The 18,744-nt window shown below is 42.9% G+C and carries 21 protein-coding genes; 14 read left to right on the top strand and 7 right to left on the bottom strand.

Features of this window, described 5'->3' with window-relative positions; translation table 11 throughout:
• The first annotated feature begins 71 nt into the window (after positions 1 to 71).
• The 7 genes from thiD (at position 72) to G8782_RS08285 (ending at position 5,474) form a co-directional block, all read left to right on the top strand.
• Positions 72 to 908, top strand: a complete 837-nt coding sequence (gene thiD / locus G8782_RS08255) for a bifunctional hydroxymethylpyrimidine kinase/phosphomethylpyrimidine kinase (RefSeq protein WP_172370472.1) — start codon at positions 72 to 74, stop codon at positions 906 to 908.
• Positions 901 to 1,560: a thiamine phosphate synthase gene (gene thiE, locus G8782_RS08260; RefSeq protein WP_172370473.1), complete on the top strand. Its 660-nt coding sequence runs from the start codon at positions 901 to 903 to the stop codon at positions 1,558 to 1,560. Before thiD ends, thiE begins: the two co-directional genes overlap by 8 nt.
• Positions 1,561 to 1,625: 65 nt before the next feature.
• The gene (locus tag G8782_RS08265) at positions 1,626 to 2,828 is read left to right on the top strand and encodes a DUF3238 domain-containing protein (RefSeq protein ID WP_172370474.1); all 1,203 of its coding nucleotides are present in this window, start codon (positions 1,626 to 1,628) and stop codon (positions 2,826 to 2,828) included.
• Positions 2,829 to 2,933: 105 nt separating this feature from the next.
• Positions 2,934 to 3,539, top strand: coding sequence for an alpha/beta hydrolase (locus G8782_RS08270; protein WP_172370475.1), 606 nt, complete (start codon positions 2,934 to 2,936; stop codon positions 3,537 to 3,539).
• Between the two features lie 32 nt (positions 3,540 to 3,571).
• Positions 3,572 to 4,246: an NAD(P)H:quinone oxidoreductase gene (wrbA, locus tag G8782_RS08275; RefSeq protein ID WP_172370476.1), complete on the top strand. Its 675-nt coding sequence runs from the start codon at positions 3,572 to 3,574 to the stop codon at positions 4,244 to 4,246.
• Positions 4,247 to 4,372: 126 nt separating this feature from the next.
• On the top strand, positions 4,373 to 4,726 hold the full coding sequence (locus tag G8782_RS08280) for a PadR family transcriptional regulator (protein ID WP_172370477.1): 354 nt from the start codon (positions 4,373 to 4,375) through the stop codon (positions 4,724 to 4,726).
• Positions 4,704 to 5,474, top strand: coding sequence for a DUF1129 family protein (locus G8782_RS08285; RefSeq protein ID WP_172370478.1), 771 nt, complete (start codon positions 4,704 to 4,706; stop codon positions 5,472 to 5,474). The genes G8782_RS08280 and G8782_RS08285 overlap by 23 nt, the downstream gene beginning before the upstream one ends.
• On the opposite strand, the gene G8782_RS08290 is transcribed toward G8782_RS08285, so the two are convergent.
• The 5 genes from G8782_RS08290 to G8782_RS08310 form a co-directional block, all read right to left on the bottom strand.
• Complete coding sequence (locus G8782_RS08290; protein WP_172370479.1) at positions 5,469 to 5,729, bottom strand: hypothetical protein; 261 nt, start codon at positions 5,727 to 5,729, stop codon at positions 5,469 to 5,471. The two genes, G8782_RS08285 and G8782_RS08290, sit on opposite strands and share 6 nt — an antisense overlap.
• Complete coding sequence (locus G8782_RS08295) at positions 5,692 to 6,585, bottom strand: foldase protein PrsA (protein ID WP_172370480.1); 894 nt, start codon at positions 6,583 to 6,585, stop codon at positions 5,692 to 5,694. Before G8782_RS08295 ends, G8782_RS08290 begins: the two co-directional genes overlap by 38 nt.
• A gap of 115 nt (positions 6,586 to 6,700) precedes the next feature.
• Positions 6,701 to 8,104 carry a sensor histidine kinase gene (locus tag G8782_RS08300; RefSeq protein ID WP_172370481.1) on the bottom strand — a complete coding sequence of 468 codons (1,404 nt, stop codon included), beginning with the start codon at positions 8,102 to 8,104 and terminating at the stop codon, positions 6,701 to 6,703.
• On the bottom strand, positions 8,101 to 8,802 hold the full coding sequence (locus G8782_RS08305) for a response regulator transcription factor (protein ID WP_172370752.1): 702 nt from the start codon (positions 8,800 to 8,802) through the stop codon (positions 8,101 to 8,103). Before G8782_RS08305 ends, G8782_RS08300 begins: the two co-directional genes overlap by 4 nt.
• 108 nt (positions 8,803 to 8,910) lie before the next feature.
• Positions 8,911 to 10,074: a S1C family serine protease gene (locus G8782_RS08310; RefSeq protein ID WP_172370482.1), complete on the bottom strand. Its 1,164-nt coding sequence runs from the start codon at positions 10,072 to 10,074 to the stop codon at positions 8,911 to 8,913.
• Positions 10,075 to 10,271: 197 nt separating this feature from the next.
• On the opposite strand from G8782_RS08310, the gene G8782_RS08315 reads away from it, so the two are divergent.
• The 5 genes from G8782_RS08315 to G8782_RS08335 all read left to right on the top strand — a co-directional run bounded on the left by G8782_RS08315 (position 10,272) and on the right by G8782_RS08335 (position 16,310).
• Positions 10,272 to 11,453, top strand: coding sequence for a hypothetical protein (locus tag G8782_RS08315; protein WP_172370483.1), 1,182 nt, complete (start codon positions 10,272 to 10,274; stop codon positions 11,451 to 11,453).
• Between the two features lie 19 nt (positions 11,454 to 11,472).
• The gene (locus G8782_RS08320; RefSeq protein WP_172370484.1) at positions 11,473 to 12,708 is read left to right on the top strand and encodes a Zn-dependent hydrolase; all 1,236 of its coding nucleotides are present in this window, start codon (positions 11,473 to 11,475) and stop codon (positions 12,706 to 12,708) included.
• Positions 12,705 to 13,886: an amidohydrolase gene (locus tag G8782_RS08325; protein ID WP_172370485.1), complete on the top strand. Its 1,182-nt coding sequence runs from the start codon at positions 12,705 to 12,707 to the stop codon at positions 13,884 to 13,886. Before G8782_RS08320 ends, G8782_RS08325 begins: the two co-directional genes overlap by 4 nt.
• A gap of 513 nt (positions 13,887 to 14,399) precedes the next feature.
• Positions 14,400 to 15,941: an aldehyde dehydrogenase gene (gene adh / locus G8782_RS08330; protein ID WP_172370486.1), complete on the top strand. Its 1,542-nt coding sequence runs from the start codon at positions 14,400 to 14,402 to the stop codon at positions 15,939 to 15,941.
• 12 nt (positions 15,942 to 15,953) lie between these two features.
• Positions 15,954 to 16,310: a DUF779 domain-containing protein gene (locus G8782_RS08335; protein WP_172370487.1), complete on the top strand. Its 357-nt coding sequence runs from the start codon at positions 15,954 to 15,956 to the stop codon at positions 16,308 to 16,310.
• Between the two features lie 42 nt (positions 16,311 to 16,352).
• Here G8782_RS08335 and G8782_RS08340 read toward each other — a convergent pair whose 3' ends face one another.
• Complete coding sequence (locus G8782_RS08340; protein WP_172370488.1) at positions 16,353 to 16,745, bottom strand: thiol-disulfide oxidoreductase DCC family protein; 393 nt, start codon at positions 16,743 to 16,745, stop codon at positions 16,353 to 16,355.
• A 181-nt stretch (positions 16,746 to 16,926) separates the two neighbouring features.
• Between G8782_RS08340 and G8782_RS08345 the strand changes: the two genes are divergently transcribed.
• Both G8782_RS08345 and G8782_RS08350 read left to right on the top strand, forming a co-directional pair.
• Positions 16,927 to 17,094, top strand: a complete 168-nt coding sequence (locus tag G8782_RS08345) for a hypothetical protein (RefSeq protein WP_172370489.1) — start codon at positions 16,927 to 16,929, stop codon at positions 17,092 to 17,094.
• 216 nt (positions 17,095 to 17,310) lie between these two features.
• A complete protein-coding gene (locus tag G8782_RS08350) occupies positions 17,311 to 17,922 on the top strand; it encodes a YIP1 family protein (protein WP_172370490.1) in 612 nt (203 codons plus the stop codon).
• A 51-nt stretch (positions 17,923 to 17,973) separates the two neighbouring features.
• Here the strand turns inward: G8782_RS08350 and G8782_RS08355 are convergent, their stop codons facing one another.
• Positions 17,974 to 18,489, bottom strand: a complete 516-nt coding sequence (locus G8782_RS08355) for a hypothetical protein (protein WP_172370491.1) — start codon at positions 18,487 to 18,489, stop codon at positions 17,974 to 17,976.
• Between the last annotated feature and the right edge of the window lie 255 nt (positions 18,490 to 18,744).

Here is an 18,744-nt window from a genome sequence, read left to right on the forward strand (position 1 = left end):
GTTTTCATGGTTGCCGCTTCCTATCGTCTTCAGGGGCGGCTTTTTAACTTTAATAAAGGGCGTGTTTCTATATGGTGAATGTAGCAATGACAATCGCGGGTTCGGATAGTGGCGGTGGCGCTGGAATTCAAGCGGACATCAAGACTTTTCAAGAACTTGGCGTGTTCGGCACATCAGCAATAACAGCCATCACGGTGCAAAATACACACGGCGTGACGGCGGTTCAAGCAATAGAACCAAAGATTATATCTGAACAAATTAAAGCAGTTACAGATGATTTTACAGTGAAAGCTATAAAAACAGGCATGTTGTTTTCAGCAGAGATTATACATGCAGTTGCTGAATCGATACGTGAAAAAGGGATTCCGCTCGTTATCGATCCAGTCATGATTGCCAAAGGCGGAGCTTCCTTGCTTCATGATGAAGCGGTTGAGGCATTGAAGTCCGTACTTCTACCGTTGGCGACGATTGTAACGCCGAATATCCCGGAAGCTGAAATCTTGACGGGGTTGACCATCGAAACGGATAAAGACATAGAAGAGGCGGCCAAGCATATACTAGCCTTAGGCGCGAAGGCTGTCGTCATCAAGGGCGGCCATCGCCGTAATGCATCTTTTGCTGAAGATGTGTTCATGTCGGAAATAGGCAATAAGTTTTCAGTTCGCTCTTCTTGGGTAAATACTAAAGACACGCATGGAACGGGATGCACATACGCAGCTGCTTTAACGGCATTTCTAGCGAATGGAGAAAAACTCGAAGATGCGGTCGTTTCTGCAAAGCATTTTATCCATGCGGCAATTGAAGATGGTCTGACTATCGGCGGCGGTCATGGGCCAACGAATCATTGGGCGTATGGCCGTCGCATGAAAAACAAGAAACATATAGAAGGGGTTGCGATTATTGGATAAAAGCAAACTACAATTATACTTTATAATGGGAACACCAAACATAGGCGATAGAGATCCGCTAACTGTACTCGAAGGGGCGTTAAAAGGCGGCATAACCGCTTTCCAACTCCGTGAAAAAGGAGAGGGCGCGCTCGTCGGTGCTGAATTGAAAGAGTTAGCCGCGAAATGTAAAGCGCTTTGTGATGAATACAAGGTGCCATTCATTATCAATGACGATGTGGATTTAGCGCTCGAAATAGATGCGGACGGCGTTCATATCGGACAGGAAGACGGGGTCGTTTCAGAAGTGCGTTCAAAAATCGGCCCAGACAAAATTCTCGGTGTTTCAACACATTCGGTGAATGAAGCATTAACCGCATCAGACGCAGGAGCGAATTATGTCGGCGTCGGTCCATTATTTGAAACTGATTCGAAAGAAAATGCCGGAGCTGCAGTAGGACCGGAACTTGTTAAAGAAATCGTCTCGCATCTTCCTGGCTTGTGCATCGTGGGAATCGGCGGTATCACTGAGGGGAAAGCGAGCAAGGTCATCCATGCAGGTGCATCTGGAGTTGCAGTCATTTCAGCGATTGCAAAAGCTGAAAATACGGAAGAAGCGACACGAAATATCAAAGGCCGCGTCACGCTTGCACTAACCGGTGTCGAAATGTAAGTAAAGACGTATAGCACACTATAAAATACGCCACACTTTCTTTTAGAGGGAGTGTGGCTTTTTGTATGGACAATAAAATCCTTTTCGAAGTGGAAACCGTAACGCATAAGCATGACGTAATCGCATTCGCATGGAAGGATATCGGTGGAGTTTATCAGGTTTATCGTGATGAGGAACTTCTCTATGAAGGGACTGTCGCGGAATTTTCAGACGGTGATTTTAAACATGCGAAAATGTATAATTATTCGATTGAACGGCTTATCAATGATGAAGTTGTAGACGTCATTGCACTTCAAACCTCGGCATTTGCAGAGGAGCGAAATGCTGAAAATCCGCTTCAGTTCCTGGTCATGACGACCATCGTCGCAAAGACGCAAATTGCCTTGTCATGGGAAGAAATTAAAGATGTCGATACTTATGAAATTTATCGTAACGGCATTTATATGCAGACAGTGAAAGGGAATCGCTATATTGACCGCGACTTCTCATTAGATGAACAATATACATATCGAATTCATTCAAAACGACCGTTAAAAAAATCTGAAGAGCGAATGAGCCGAAGTAAATCGCTATTATCCAATGTGTTCGAGAGATTCGATAAAAATTCTGCCAGCGCAGAACCGGCTATAGAACGTTATACCGTGTCGAAGTTGATTGCGGAGCCGAGGAATTTGTTAGTCCCTGTCTTAAAAAGGAAACATCGAAAAAATGTGGACTATTGGAAATTTCGCTACGCTACATTTTTACAGGAAGATTTTGTCGTCAATCCAAATCCATTGTCGAAAAATCATATTTTTAAAGGTGACGGCAGAGGTTTTCATCCTGAAAGTGAAAAATATCGTACATGTGTCAATGTGAATCTCGATTATCCTAATCACCAATCAATGACGTTCACGAAAGATATTGGACGCACGATTGCTTATGATCGTGTCGGAAATCTTCGTGGAGACGCTGTCGCATCAGACGAAGGTATCGTGTTGGAAAAAAGTGAACATCAACCGGGAGAAGTCGGTTTTTTATTGACGCATGCTGTTGGCAATCCGCTCGTTACGGCGCCTACTATTGACTATGAAGTGCGAGCTGTCTTTAGGCGCGACGGAACATTCGATATGACGGGTTTTCATGATCAAGCGCCCCATCACGAAATCTATCTCTCTCGCGGGGAAGGTAGTGGGTGGCGCACCATCCATTTAAGCAAGAGTAAGGGACTTGCTTGGATGTCCGGCGTCATCGCATGGCAATATTGGCGATTTTCAAATTTCGAATGAAACAACCTCTTTGACAATGTGAATCTGGTTTGATAACATTACCTTGAATTCGAGATAGTTTAATTTAAGCTATTCTGGGAAAAGAATTGGGAGGAGGAATGTGACTTGAAGCATATTTTCAAACAAGGTAGCGATTCGTCGAAACCGGTTTTGTTATTACTGCATGGTACAGGCGGGACGGAACAAGATTTATTGCCGCTAGCTGAAATGATTGACCCCGAAGCTTCGGTATTAAGCGTACGGGGGAATGTGTCAGAAAATGGCATGCCGCGCTTTTTCCGTCGGTTAGCGGAAGGGGTATTTGATGAGGAAGATTTAGTTTTCCGCACGAAAGAACTGCATGAATTTCTTGATGAAGCTTCAAGAGAACACGGTTTTGATCGCTCGAATATTGTGGCGTTCGGTTATTCAAACGGTGCCAATATCGCAGCGAGTTTATTGTTCCACTATGACGATTCGTTAAAAGGCGCGAGTCTGCATCACCCGATGGTCCCGCTGCGCGGTATTCGGATGCCGAATCTTTCCGAGGTTCCAGTGTTTATCGCCGCGGGGAAAAATGATCCGATTTGTCCGGCTGCGGAGTCTGAAGAACTTGATGAGCTTTTAAGAGGTGCTGGCGCGAATACAACGGTACACTGGGAGATGAACGGGCATACGTTAACAGGATCTGAAGTCGCTGTAGCAGCGGATTGGTACCGAAGCCAGTTCTAAATCAAATTCCTTGCAGGAGCTGTGAATAAAAAATGGGTTACTTATATAGACTATTCGGGAATACAAGCACAAAGGAGATGGATAATTTGTCAAACTTAAATACAGCAATCGTTTATTACAGTTCGGGTGGTACAAACTATCAACTTGCACGATGGGCAGAAGAAGCAGCGAGCCAAGCTGGTTCTGAAGTAAGAGTGTTGAAAGCGCCCGAGACAGCTCCACAAGCTGCAATCGATTCGAATGCAGGTTGGAAAGCTCACGTCGAGGCGACGAAAGACGTTCCGGAAGTGACGCCTGCAGATCTTGAATGGGCAGACGCCATTATTTTCAGCGTACCGACGCGTTTCGGAAATATGCCTGGACAAATGAAAAACTTCTTGGATACGACAGGCGGATCTTGGGCGCAAGGGAAGCTTGCGAATAAAGCGGTGAGTGCGATGTCATCCGCGCAAAATCCACACGGCGGACAAGAAGCGACAATTCTTTCTTTATATACGACGATTTACCACTGGGGCGCGATTGTAGCGGCACCGGGCTATACAGATCCAGTTGCTTTTGCGGCCGGCGGAAACCCGTATGGAACGAGTGTCACTGTTGGGCAAGACGGTAAAATCGCCGATGATGAAGCAGCAATTAAAGCCGCAGTTCAGCACCAAGCAAAGCGTACAGTTCAAGTTGCAAAAGCATTGAAACATTTAGAAGCATAATTACAGAAAATCGACTCTGATTGGAGTCGATTTTTTTGTTGGCTATGTTGCTATACAATGTAGTGGACATTTTAAACTGTGCCTGCTAGTATGTATTACAAGATAGCGACAATGGAGGTGGAATGGATGGCTTCATCGAGTCAGATGTTAAAAGGGGTTTTAGAAGGCTGTCTTCTTGCAGTCATCAGCAAAGGGGAAACATACGGGTACGAGATGATTGAGCGATTGGGGACATTCGGACTAACGATGGTCAGTGAAGGAAGCATCTATCCCGTGCTGCTTCGGATGCAAAAAGAAGGATTCGTGTCGACAGCGATGCGTCCATCTCCGAATGGCCCGAAACGGAAGTATTATTGGCTGACTCCTGAAGGAAGAGCTGAGCTTGAAGGTTTTAAAGCTCGTTGGAAAGAGCTATCAACAGGTGTTGATTTGTTATTGGAAAGGGAGGGGGAGCATCATGAAGCTATCAAAGAGAAGTGATGAGTTTGTCAAAAACGTTCGGATGTATTTATTCACATCGGGGAAAAATGAACAGGAAATTGTTGAAGTTACTGGGGAGTTGGAAGATCACCTCGCGGAACCTGAAAGTCGCGGGAAAAGTGTTGAGAGCATAACGGCTGGATCGCCGGCCGAGTACATGGAGTCATTGGAGAAAGAGATGACGAATGATTATGCCGCTTGGTTGAAATACGTGCCGTTTATTGGGCTTTTTATTGTAGCGTATTCGGTGATGGGAAGTGCGATAAACGGTGCGTTTGAAGTAAATATCATCCAGCTAATCGGGGTGCCGGTTGTTGCAATTGTTTCGCTTATTATTTATTGGGCATTGTTCAGAAACATGGCGAAAAAGGAATGGACTGGCAAGAAAAGTTTTTTTGCATCATTTTTCGCGGTCACTTCCGTCATGCTCTTGTTTTTCGTTGTGGCGCTTTCAAGCATGTTTTTTATCGAACCATTGTATGTAGCGTCGCCTAAGATGAACATCGTCATTGCGATTATTTGTGCTTTAATCTTTGTCCTCGGGGCAATTTGGTTAAAACAGTGGATTGCCATTGTGATTCCCATTTTATTATTCGGGCCACAGATAGCGTTTAGTTTTACGTCGTTTAATGATGAATGGAAAATAATTGTAAGTTGGATTATTTCGATGGTGCTTATTTATGTGATGTTTGCTGTGCATCTGTTGATTCTGAAAAAGAAGGAATCGAAATTTGCTCAACGGTCATAACGGGCCGAGTAACGGTATTAAATATCGCGGTCGGTGCGATATGAGAATAAATGCTGGAGCACCGAGGGCAACCGGTCGCGCACCGAGAGCAACCCGCAACGCAACGAGAGCAATGGCCATCGCACCGAGAGCAATCGCCAGCCAACAAGTTACAAGCCAAATTCCCAATAAAAAAAGGAAAAGCCCGTGAGCTTTTCCTTTAAACGCTAACTTATTTTCACGCTTTGCCTTCTTTTTCTTCCAAAGTATTTTCAACTTTATACTTCTCTTTCAATTCGCCCATTAAGACTTCATATTCCGCTTGCATTTTTTGCTCGAAAATTGCATCTTTAATTTGCTCTTTTGAATCTTTAAGAGTAGCTTCTTTCGCTTCTTTTTTATCCGTTACGTGGATAATGTGGTAACCGTGGCTAGTTTTCACAGGGTCGCTAATTTCGTCGACTTTCATCGCGAATGCAGCTTCTTCGAATTCTGGAACCATTTTACCTTTTCCGAAATACCCAAGTTCGCCGCCGTTACTCGCGTTGGATGGATCTTGTGAATATTCTTCGGCAAGTTTCGCGAAATCTTCGCCGGCATCAAGTTTTTTCTTAACTTCTTTCGCTGTTTTTTCATCTTCAACAAGAATATGGCTTGCTTGTACTTGTTCAGCTTCGTCCAGTTGTTCTTTGTTTTCCTCGAAATATGTTTCGATTTCTTCATCAGTAATCTCGATGCGTGGTTCTAATAATTTACGAAGTGACAGGTATTCGATGATATTTTCTTTGAATTCTTTTTCGCTCATTCCACTTTTTTCTAAAGCGGATTTGAAAGCTTCTTCGCCGCCAGTTTGTTCAACGAATGTTGCAAGCTCATCATCGACTTCCTTGTCGGAAACTTTAATATTTTTATCTTTTACTTCTAGATCAATCAATTTGCCGTCAATTAGTACAGAAAGCGCTTCTTGACCGCCTGTTTTAACCATTGCATCGTATAACTCATCTTTTGTGATCTTTTGACCGTCGACTGTCGCTACTTTTTCTCCACCATCATCATTTGAACAACCTGCGATAACAAATGCTAAAGCTAGTACACCCGTGAGTAGTAGTGATTTCATGAACTTCTTGCGCATTATTTCTCCCCCATAAATGTTAGATTTAATTCGATTGTACATGCCGAATATGAACAAACTATTAACAAATAGAATTAGTTGATGGAAATTTCCGTTTGCGTATTAGTAGTATACCCTATTTCGGCAATGTAATTGTAAATTTTGTTCCTTTTCCCTTGTCACTTGCAACGTCAATTGTTCCATTATGCATCATTACGAGTTGTTTGACAATGGATAACCCTAGGCCGAACTCTCCATAAGGGTTCGTCGTTCTCGATAAAATGGCCTTATAAAAGCGGCTCCATATTTTTTCAATATTAGCGGGATCAATGCCAATGCCCGTATCTGAAACTTCAATCACAATATGTTCATTTTGGTCATAAGCGCGTAAAGATATAACGCCGTTCTCTGTAAATTGGATGCTGTTTTTGGTGATGTTAATCAAAATTTGCGTTAAACGGTCATAATCCGCATGCAAAGTTACATAAGGTTCAGCAGAAATAACGATATCATTGTTCCTTTGTGCGGCCATATCAGCAAGTTGGTCTTTAATGATTTCGAATAACTCGATGAGTTGAATATCTTGTTTATGCAGCTCGATCTGGTTCGAGCGAATTTTTTCGTAATCCAAGTTTTCATTGACTAGGCGAATGAGGCGTCGTGTTTCATTGCTCGCTAGTCCTAGTCCTTTTGATTTTTCCTCTTCGGTGATCATGTCGTTGCTCATTCCTTCGATAATTCCGCGAATCGTCGTGAGCGGCGTTCTTAATTCATGGGAGACATCCGCCATGAATTGACGTCGTCGATTTTCCAATGTTTCAATCTCTTCCATAGAGTCATTCAGTTTCTCCACCATGGTATTGAAATCGCCGGCGAGTTCACTGATTTCATCGAAATTGGAGGAGGGAATGCGTACGGAATAATCTCCGCCGGAAACGAGCGATGTTGCTTCTTGAAGTCTTTTAATGCGACGGACATGTAAGGTGGATAGAATCCAGCTAAGCAATAATGAAAATACCAGCGCGATCGCGGTTGTATAAAGTAAAAAGGAATTCATTTGCGAGACGACTTGACGCGATCCTTTAATGGGGGAAGTGAGCAGGATTCCTCCGATGAAGCGATTGTTTTGAAAATACGGCAATAGGACGAAAGTGACGGCTTCATCGAATCGGTTGAATTCTTGCTTAACAGTGATGATATTTCCGCTTTTTATGTTTTGCCATTCCTCGTCTCGCAGTTCAATAAGAGGTGTTTTCTGCCCGGTTGAATACGTGATGACTGAGTTTTCGTTGAAAAGGCTGTACTGAATATCTCGGCCGTCGAGAATATGTCCATAGGATTTTAAGATACTACTCGAATTAAATTGGTTTCTTTCCATATCTGACAAAATGTTTTTCCCGTAGGTCACGAGTTCTTCAGTTTTCGAGTCGTAAACGAATTTCTCGACGTACTGGGAAAACACTAAGCTTAAAATCAAAAATGCGACAATAATCACGCTTAAGTGACTCGCAATTTGTTGGTATAAGTATTTAATCCTCAAGTGGAATCACCAACAGTTTCGTCGAAACGATACCCGACACCCCAAACCGTATGGAAAAACGGCTGCGTATCGGTCGCTATTTTTGTGCGCAGACGCTTAATATGAACATCCACCGTTCGATCATCTCCGTAAAAATCAAAACCCCAAACGCGTTCTAGTAGTTGTTCTCGTGAAAAAACTTGTTTTGGATGCTGCGCAAAATGGAGTAACAAATCGAATTCTTTTGGTGTTAAGTTTTGGATAGGTTTTCCGTCTAGAAGTACTTCCCGCGTGTTTTGATTAATGATGAAATGATTGGTTTTGACGATTCCCGGTTGTTCGGCTTCGGCTGTATGTGTCGAGTATCTACGGGTGACAGCTTTTATTCGCGCCATTAATGTCAGCGGGCTGAACGGCTTGGTTACGTAATCATCCGCGCCCATTTCAAGGCCTAGCACTTGGTCGGATTCACTGTCTTTGGCGGTGAGCATGATAATCGGTCCGGAATAGTTTTCTGCGCGCAATTTTCGGCAAATCATAATGCCTTCCATGCCAGGCAACATCCAGTCGATGATGAGGCAATCCCAACTGCCTTCTCTCGCTCGTTTCAAGCCCTCGCGCCCGTCTTTAACGAATTCGCCTTCAATTCCTTCTTTCGAGAAAAACAATTCTATCATCGAAGAGACACTTTCATTGTCCTCGATTACTAAAATTTTCAACAAACCGCGCCTCCTTCCAAAGTTCTCTTTGTTTTAAAATTAAAGCGAAAACGATAAATTAGCAACTAGAAACCCCTCTTCATATGAGGAGGGGTCAGCTTCGAATCGTTATTTTTTGTTGCTCGTTAAAGTAAGGTCAATCGTTATTTTATCGGCTTCGCGGTAAATGGTGAAAGAGGCTTTATCGCCGACTTTAAGTTTTGAATAAAGATACTTTCGTAATTCAGTAGAGTTTTTCACGGCCGTGCCGTTGATTTCGGTAATGATATCCTGTTCCTTGATACCGGCTTTTCCAGCCGCTGATTCAGGGTCGACGCTAACAATCATGGCGCCGCCTTCGACAGAATCAGGAAGATGTTGCACAAATTCTGCCGGAACTTCGTTGAGATTGGCAAGACCAACGCCGATATATGGTCGTTCAACACTGCCTTTTTTAGTGATTTCATCGACAAGCGGAAGGACTTCATTACTCGGAATCGCAAAACCGAGTCCTTCAACGCCGCCTTGCGCGATTTTCAAGCTGTTAATGCCAATCAGTTCACCAGCCGCGTTTAACAATGCGCCTCCTGAATTTCCAGGGTTAATAGCCGCGTCAGTTTGGATGACGTTTAATTCCCATGCGCCTGCAGCTGTTTCGACATTTATCGTCCGGTCGACGGCACTGACAATTCCTTGTGTAACCGTTCTAGAAAACTCTAGACCGAGCGGATTCCCGATTGCGACAACTGGGTCTCCAGCTCGGAGCGCATCGGAATCGCCAAATTCAAGTACGCTTTTCGCGTATTTGGCATCGATTTTCAATACAGCTAAATCGCTAAGTGCGTCTTGACCGATCAGTTCAGCGGTCGTCGTATCTCCGCTCTCAAGAGAAACTTCAATTTTCTGCGCACCATCAATGACGTGATTATTCGTAATGACATAAGCGTCGTTTCCATCGACTTTATAAATAACGCCAGATCCTGTTCCGCTCTGAACATCTTCTACCTTTTGCGCAAAACGGTTTCCGCTACTTTGATATTTTACGACACCGACAATCGCGCTCGAAGCCTGTTCAACCATGTCTGAAAGCGAAAGGGGAGCGCTTTTTGCTGAAGTTTGTTCAATGTTATAGGATTGGGTATTTTCCGCCTGAACACCGGAAGCATTTTGTGAAGTCGCAGGAGCTAAATTCGTGTTAAAAACAACCCCGAGCGTCAGCGCTGATCCAATGACTCCAGCTCCCACAGTGGATAAAAACTGTTTCCAAGGACTCCTCTTCTTTTCATAATCCATCTGAATTCCTCCTCATATTTTCTCTCGTTACATATAGAGTACTTGGAAAATATGAACAAATTATTAAGGAGAAATGAACAAATAAAGAAAATATAAATCTCATTATTTTTTGATAATGGTAAAAAGATACACTTTTATTTCACAATTTATTATGGTAGTGTAAGTTAATTCTTTATTATTAGAAAAGAGGGATTTTGGTGTCGCAAATGCTCGCTTTAGTGCTTGTCGTAGCTATTCTATTCATCGGAGATCTTGTCGCAGTTCGCACGAAAGCTTGGATCCCTTCCGTGTTTATCAGTGCAGTCCTATTTTTGCTTGGCTATTGGACTTTTTTTCCGCAAGATATTGTCGCTCTTGCAGGTGTACCGCCCGTTGTTGCAACAATGTTAATCTATTTACTGATAACAAATATGGGTACATTGCTTTCTGTTCAAGAATTGATAAGGCAGTGGAAAACAATATTAATTTCCCTGGCAGGAATTTTAGGGATTGTTGTCATATTATTTGGAATCGGCACGTTGTTATTTGACGTTCAAACAGTTCTCGTTGCAATTCCGCCATTAGTCGGCGGTATCGTATCGGCGTTAATTATGTCAGAAGGCGCGGCTGGCGCTGGACTGACGATGTTGTCGGTTTTCGCGATTGTTATATACGTGATGCAAGGGTTTGCAGGATACCCATTGACTTCATTTGTACTTAAGAAAGAAGGTAAAATGCTTCTTAGCAAGCTTCGAAATGGGGAACTGGCGGAGAAATCTGAAAGTAAGGACGATATAAAACAACAAGAACTCAAGTTATTTAGCAAAATGCCTGAGAAATATAATACGGATTACTTTAAGTTTTTCAGACTGGCCATTGTAGGGTATCTGGCATACCTTACATCTGAATTGCTTGCACCACTCTTTACAATTAGTCCTTATGTTCTTTGTTTATTATTCGGTGTCATTGCGACGAGTATTGGATTTTTGGAGCGTCAAGTATTGCAAAAAGCAAATGGATTCGGATTTGCGATCCTTGCGTTAATGCTCTTCGTCTTCGACGGATTGAAAGTTGCAACACCCGAAATGATGATGGATATTCTATATCCGCTTGTTGTTTGTATCGGATTAGGGGTAATCGGCATGTACCTATTTTCATTTTTCATGGGTAAAGTGTTGAAAGTAAGTAAGGAGATGGCATTCGCTATTTCTTTAACTGCATTGTATGGTTTCCCGGCGGACTACATCATTACGAACGAAGTAATCGTCTCCTTGACTGAAGATGAAAAGGAGCGGGAAGTATTGACGAGTCATATGCTTCCACCGATGCTTGTCGGCGGCTTTATAAGCGTCACAATTGTATCTGTTATTCTCGCTGGTATTTTTGTTGGATTTCTATAAGTAATGGGAGGATAAGTCTATGATGGCAAATCAAGAACGGATTGAACAACATATCGAATTATTAAGCCGTTTCACATCAACTCCAGGTCGAGGTGTGACAAGGCTTACATATAGCAAAGAAGATTTACAGGCACGAACCTATATTAAAGAAAAAATGATTGAGTACGATCTCGAAGTAACAGAGGACGGATTCGGGAATATTTTTGGAAAACTCGAGGGAATATTACCGGACAGACCTTCTGTTATTGTCGGTTCTCATTTTGATTCTGTTCCGAATGGCGGTGCATACGACGGTACCGCAGGTGTTGTTGTTGGGTTGGAAATAGCTGCATTATTTAAAGAAAACGAAATACAACCAGCGTACCCCCTCGAAATTATCGCGCTGGTTGAAGAAGAAGGTTCGCGGTTTGGCGGGGGGCTCATGGGTTCAAGAGGCATGATGGGGATACTTTCTGAAGAGGACTTTAAAGAACTCGCGGATAAAGATGGTATTTTGGCTGAAGAGGCGATGTTAAGTATCGGACTGGATCCTTCGAAAAGGAAAGTGCGCAATCCCGAAACAATTCGTGCTTTTCTTGAGCTGCATATCGAACAAGGTCCAATTCTTGAAGAAAAAGTTATCCAGGTTGGTATTGTTGAGGCAATTGTGGGACTGACACAATTGGAAGTAACAGTGAAAGGTCAAGCTGGACATGCAGGTACAACGCCAATGAACCGGCGCTCTGATGCCCTTGTTTCGGCCGCACAAATTATTGGTGACTTGCCTGAACTGGCAACTTCCATCGGGGAAGGGGCAGTCATTACAACGGGTCGATTGAATGTTTATCCAAATGGGGCGAATGTAATTCCTGAAAAAGTGAACTTCACGGTCGATATACGAGCGGGCAAGGAAGAACATGTACTAGACGCTGTTCGACGTACTAAAGAACGTATTGCTGCTCAACAAAAGAAGGGTATTCATATCAGCGTGGAGGAAATGCTCTACATTCAACCGAAGTTCTTGGATAAAAATATTCGTTCGATTTTAAAAGAGACTAGCGATTCGTTAGAAATTACGAACTGTAACATGCAAAGCGGTGCTGGCCATGATGCAATGGTGTTGTCAGATTTCACTGCTTGTGGAATGGTATTCATCCCGAGTAAAGACGGACTTAGCCATTGCCCGGAAGAATGGTCGGATGCAAGCGATTTGGCAGCCGGCACGAATATTTTATTCGAAACAGTAAGACGATTAATGGAGGAAGAGTCTTCATGATTAATCAACAAATTAAAGATTTAATTACCCAATATAGTGACGAACTCACAGCGCTTCGACGAAAATTACACAGTGAACCGGAATTGCCGTGGGAAGAAGTACAAACAACCCAATTCATCTGTGATTATCTCGATGCGCTTGGCATTACATATCGAAGAGCCGAACCGACGGGCGTCATTGCAACGATAGAAGGTCAAACCGACGGAAAAACGGTTGCACTGCGCGGGGATATGGATGCGCTACCTGTTGAACAGCTTAATACTCATGTCCCTTATGCTTCCAAAGTGAGTGGTAAAATGCATGCATGTGGACATGATGCACATACATCTATGCTATTAATTGCTGCAAAAGCATTATCAGAAGTGAAGGATGAACTTCAAGGAAATGTACGTCTTGTCTTTCAACCCGCTGAAGAAATTGCCGAAGGCGCAAAAGCGATGGTCGAACAAGGTGCGATGGATGGTGTCGATAATGTATTCGGCATCCACATTTGGTCACAAATGCCGACACATAAAATTTCTTGTACCCCTGGGCCGTCGTTTGCCGCGGCTGATATTTTCAGGGTTAATTTTGTAGGGAAAGGCGGACATGGAGCAATTCCAGAAGATTGCATCGACGCTGCACTCGTTGCTTCTTCGTTTGTTATGAATATTCAAACAGTAGTCTCGCGGACAATTGATCCACAACATGCAGCTGTACTAACCATCGGAAGAATGGATGTAGGCACTCGTTTCAACGTGATTGCCGAGAATGCTCTCATAGAAGGAACCGTCCGTACATTTAATCAAGAGACGCGAAATCATATTGAAAAGAGCATTAGTCACTACGCACAAAGCGTGGCGGAGACGTACGGTGCTACTGTAGAAGTTGAGTACATCCGCGGTACACAACCAGTCATTAATGATGAAGAAAGCGCTGTTCTTGTTCAACAAGTTGCGAAAGAGGCATTTGGATCCGAAATTATCTTTGCTGAAAAACCAACGATGGGCGCTGAAGACTTCTCGTTTTATCTAGACGAAGCCCCTGGAAGTTTCGCGCTCGTAGGCAGTGGGAATCCCGGTAAAGATACTGAATGGTCGCATCACCATGGGAACTTCGATATCGACGAAGATGCACTTGCCACAGGTGCAGAACTATATGCACAGTATGCTTGGGCTTATCTAAAACAGTTCAACTAATAATTTTAAAAGTATTTCCTCTCTATCTAGAAAAGATGGAGAGGTTTTTTTGTAGAATAAAAACTTTAACTATTTTGGTATATTCCTGTGTGTCAGCCCATAGGATAGCAGTGCGTGAAAAAATCACGTCAAATCATCATGTTGGAGATAACCCCAACAGAGCAGGGAGTGGAGTCAGGTGAATCAAATAATTGTTAGTGGTAGTGAGTGGTTTTAAAAGATATTTATAGTGGGCTTCAATTCTTTTGCAAGAATTGAAGGGTCAATAGCCGGGTCGAGATTTGGAATTTATTCGTTCTATTTCCTGGGGAATACAAACGAAATATCAAAGATTTTGTCGTAAATTCGAATTAAAACAAAAATCGCTATCTGTTTAGTTGAAATATTATATTTAATCTGACATAATGAGTGGGCAACCTCTTAGAATTTCAGGAATTTGGTAGTCGAATAGATTCAAGAAAATTTATTCGCAACAAATGTACTAGAAAATTATCGAAATGGGAGGAATGGAAAATGGTACAAGCAGTAGAGAATCATGTTTACGCATTTCCAAACACGGACGGAGCGAAAGTGAATTTCAAGGAACGGTACGAAAATTATATCGGTGGGAAATGGACACCGCCGGTAAACGGTGAGTATTTTGACAATCCGACGCCAGTTACGGGGAAAGTTTTCACAGAAGTAGCCCGTTCAACGGCAGAAGATATTGAACTTGCTCTCGATGCAGCGCATGCCGCAAAAGATGCTTGGGGAAAAACATCTGTAACGGAGCGCTCGAATATTTTATTGAAAATCGCAGATCGGATGGAGCAAAACTTGGAGATGTTGGCTGTAGCGGAGTCGTGGGAAAATGGGAAAGCGGTACGCGAAACTTTAAATGCGGATATCCCGCTCGCAATTGACCACTTCCGTTATTTCGCGGGGGCAATTCGTGCGCAAGAAGGCGGCGTGAGTCAAATTGACGATGACACAGTCGCTTATCATTTCCATGAGCCGATCGGCGTAGTCGGTCAAATTATTCCGTGGAACTTCCCGATTTTAATGGCGGTTTGGAAGCTCGCCCCAGCATTAGCAGCTGGAAACTGCGTCGTTTTAAAACCGGCTGAACAAACTCCGGCATCGATTATGGTTCTTGTCGAATTAATCGAAGATCTGCTTCCGGCAGGCGTCGTAAACGTTGTGAATGGTTTCGGATTGGAAGCAGGAAAACCACTCGCGTCGAATCCGCGTATCGGGAAAATTGCTTTTACAGGTGAAACAACAACAGGACGGCTCATTATGCAATATGCATCTCAAAATACAATCCCTGTGTCGCTCGAGCTGGGCGGAAAATCGCCAAATATCTTCTTTGAGGATATTGCTGACGAAGACGACGCGTTTTTCGATAAAGCTGTCGAAGGTTTTGTCATGTTCGCGCTCAATCAAGGGGAAGTTTGCACATGTCCATCGCGGGCTTTAATTCACGAATCAATTTACGATAAATTCATGGAGCGCGCGCTTGCACGAGTAGAAGCCATTAAAGTCGGAAATCCGCTCGATCCAACAGTGATGATGGGCGCACAAGCTTCAACGGAACAGCTGGAGAAAATCTTGTCCTATCTAGACATCGGTAAACAAGAAGGGGCAGAGTGTTTAGCGGGCGGCGAACGGAATAAGTTCGAAGGAGAGTTGGCGGAAGGCTATTACGTCAAACCGACAGTCTTTAAAGGCAACAATAAAATGCGGATTTTCCAAGAAGAAATTTTCGGACCTGTCGTTTCTGTGACGACTTTTAAAACGAAAGAAGAAGCACTCGAAATCGCGAATGACACATTATATGGTCTAGGCGCTGCAGTTTGGACGCGAGATGTCAATACGGCCTATCGTTTCGGTCGCGGCATTCAAGCAGGACGCGTTTGGACGAATTGCTACCACGTCTACCCGGCTCATGCGGCTTTCGGAGGCTACAAAGCATCCGGTATCGGACGCGAAAACCATCTGGCTATGTTGTCCGGCTACCAGCAGACGAAAAATATGCTTGTTAGTTACAACGAAAACAAGCAAGGATTCTTTTGAGCGAGCAGGTCGATGACAAAACGTGTGATTGCAACGGACGCGACACTGGAACTCATTGAGTTTTTGAAGAAAAAGCACGGCCCGCTCATGTTTCATCAGTCGGGCGGATGTTGCGACGGATCATCGCCGATGTGCTACCCAGATGGCGAATTAATAATCGGTGAGCAAGATGTCCTTCTCGGCCACATTGGCGATGCGCCGTTCTATATGCATAAAAACCAGTTCGACTATTGGAAACATACACAACTCATTATCGACGTAGTGGAAGGTCGCGGAGGCATGTTTTCACTCGAAGGTGTTGAGGGAAAACGTTTCCTAGTAAGATCGCGCGCCTTTACCAAAGAAGAATATGAGACTTTGCAAGTGTAAATATAAAAAGCCTTTTGGAGAAATCCAAAAGGCTTTTTTAATTTATAAAAATCGTTCTCGAACATCTGGGGATGGCAATGAACATGACAGTTCCTTTTTGCCGAACCATTTATAGCGATTTTTAGCGATGTAGTTATAAACGCCGTCACGGATCGGCCGCGGGACGAGTATAAATATGAATAACAGATGCCATAAACCATCAAGCTTTTTCGCGATTCGAAGGGCGGCATCCGATTTTGTGTAAGCTTTATTGTTTTCAATCAAGATTAGGCTGTCTACGCTTTCGAGTATGCCGTATTTTTTCGTGAACGCTGCACCTATTTCACTTTGCAATGATGCGAAATGGAAATGTGCGTATGGATCCCGTTTGATGATAAACTGCACGTTGGCATCACAGAAATTACACTCGCCGTCAAATAAGATAACTCTCTGCATAAAAATCCCTCCCTACTGCATAGTATAACCCTACATCGCGAAAGTATAATGAATAAAGCGTAGTAGTTTACTAGTGACAGAAAGTTTAGTGTAACTAAAACAGATGCTTGATTTGATTTAAAACGATTTTTTTCCTGTCACATTTAGTCATGGTTATTATGTAAAGGAGGGCTGATCGTTTATGAATCGTTTACCAGTTGATCCGGAAGAAATGGCGCTTAGACATGACGAGGATCATATTGCTTCGTTACGGATGGTCAGTGAAGGCGCGCCAATATTTGATTCCAGCGCAAAGGGAGCAAAGGAACACTATTTCCAAGGACAACAACTACCTGAGACTTACCAATAATAAAGTTGCCTAATTATACGTGTCATACAAAGGGTTTTCCTAATCAGGAAGACTCTTTTTTATTTTGTGTGAAATAGTTGGATTTAATGTTTTTTTGATAAATCCGATGGAAAGCTCCCGCATATATTAGAATGGTCAAAGTGCATGAAAGAAGTTTGAAAATTAGGTAGACATTTCCTGCCATTAGATTGATAATTAAAAAAAGGGGGGTTCCATATGAATCCGTTATTATCGATTTGGTCTCAGCCAAAGAACACCGTGCAATATATGATGGACAATAAACCGATCAGTTACTTAGTTTTTCTAGCCATCTTATATTCTTTTGCTACAGGGATTTTAATGTTTGCTGATCTAGGTTTTTTCGAAGGTTTTTCCTTACCAGCTATTCTATTGATTATCACGGTAATATCAATCATCCTCAATATAGCGGGTTGGGGATTGGCATCTGTTATTTATACTTGGCTGGGAAAGTTATTAGGTGGAACCGGAACGATTCGGAACATGTGTTATGCTGTTGCGGCCGGGTCAATTCCGATGATTTGGACGATGCCAATTGGGTTTATCGCCGTTATCATCTATGGAGAGAAGTTATTTATGCAGCCGGTAGATGTTTTCGCCATAACAAATATGTCGACTGGATTTTATTTAATCAACAATTTGATAGCAATGGGTGTTTCGATTTATGGTATTGTCGTACTGTCAAAAGCAATCGGGCTCGTGCATAATTTTTCAGCAACGCGCGGTTTTGGAGTTGTCATGATAACCCTCGGGACTATCATAGTGGTCACAATTATGGTTATGTTTTCTATCTTCCTATTCATATTTTAATAAATCCTTAAACGTGCACTGGGAATTTAGTGCACGTTTTTTATTAGGATACTATTGTTCGCTTTTGCCGAAGGTTGTCAATGCATAAGTACGATTGCGTTTTTCTCCTTCTGCGTGTAATTCCATGCTTTGTAGTATTCGGGTAGCTGTTTGCCGTTGTGATATGTTAAGAAATTCGCGACAATCTCTATTTGTTATTTTACCGCCGAATAAAAGAAACCAATCTCGTATGGCTTGGAAATGGGCATGCGAATCTTTTCGTGAACATGCTGGACAACGCCAACCGCCCCTATATTTCGTCATACCTAAAAAACTGCATGAGGGACAGAAGACGCCAGTAAAAACATCATTTTTTTGTAAAGAGTAAGTTACGCAAAGAGGCTTAGGTATAAATTCTTTATCGCTATGAAGAAGATCATTGATTAATAGGGAAAAGTTTTTTTCGTCCAACAAATGGGGGGTATTTAGCACTGCATATTTTTCATGCGTTGGATCAATACGTGATAATGCCGCTCTAAGACCTTCAAGTATTATCGGTTCGCGGCGTGCTTTAATAATGAATGACATCTTCCCCTTTACATAATTTTCTGAATGTATGATACCATGAATCATCTAATGTGTCTAACAGGAAAATAAAATAGTTTGACTTCTTGAATAAAGTGCACGGCGGATTATTGTGTTTTGTTTTTCCTGTATATAGTCGACCCATTTATTATTCTCGTTGCGTGGCGATTTGCTCTCGTTGCTCCAACGTTTCTTCTCGTATCCGCCCCCGTTTTTTATTCCCGCAACGCGCGGGTCGCCAGTTTTATTCCCGTATCG

Source organism: Sporosarcina jiandibaonis, from assembly GCF_013184495.1.
Classification (GTDB): Bacteria; Bacillota; Bacilli; order Bacillales_A; family Planococcaceae; genus Sporosarcina; species Sporosarcina jiandibaonis.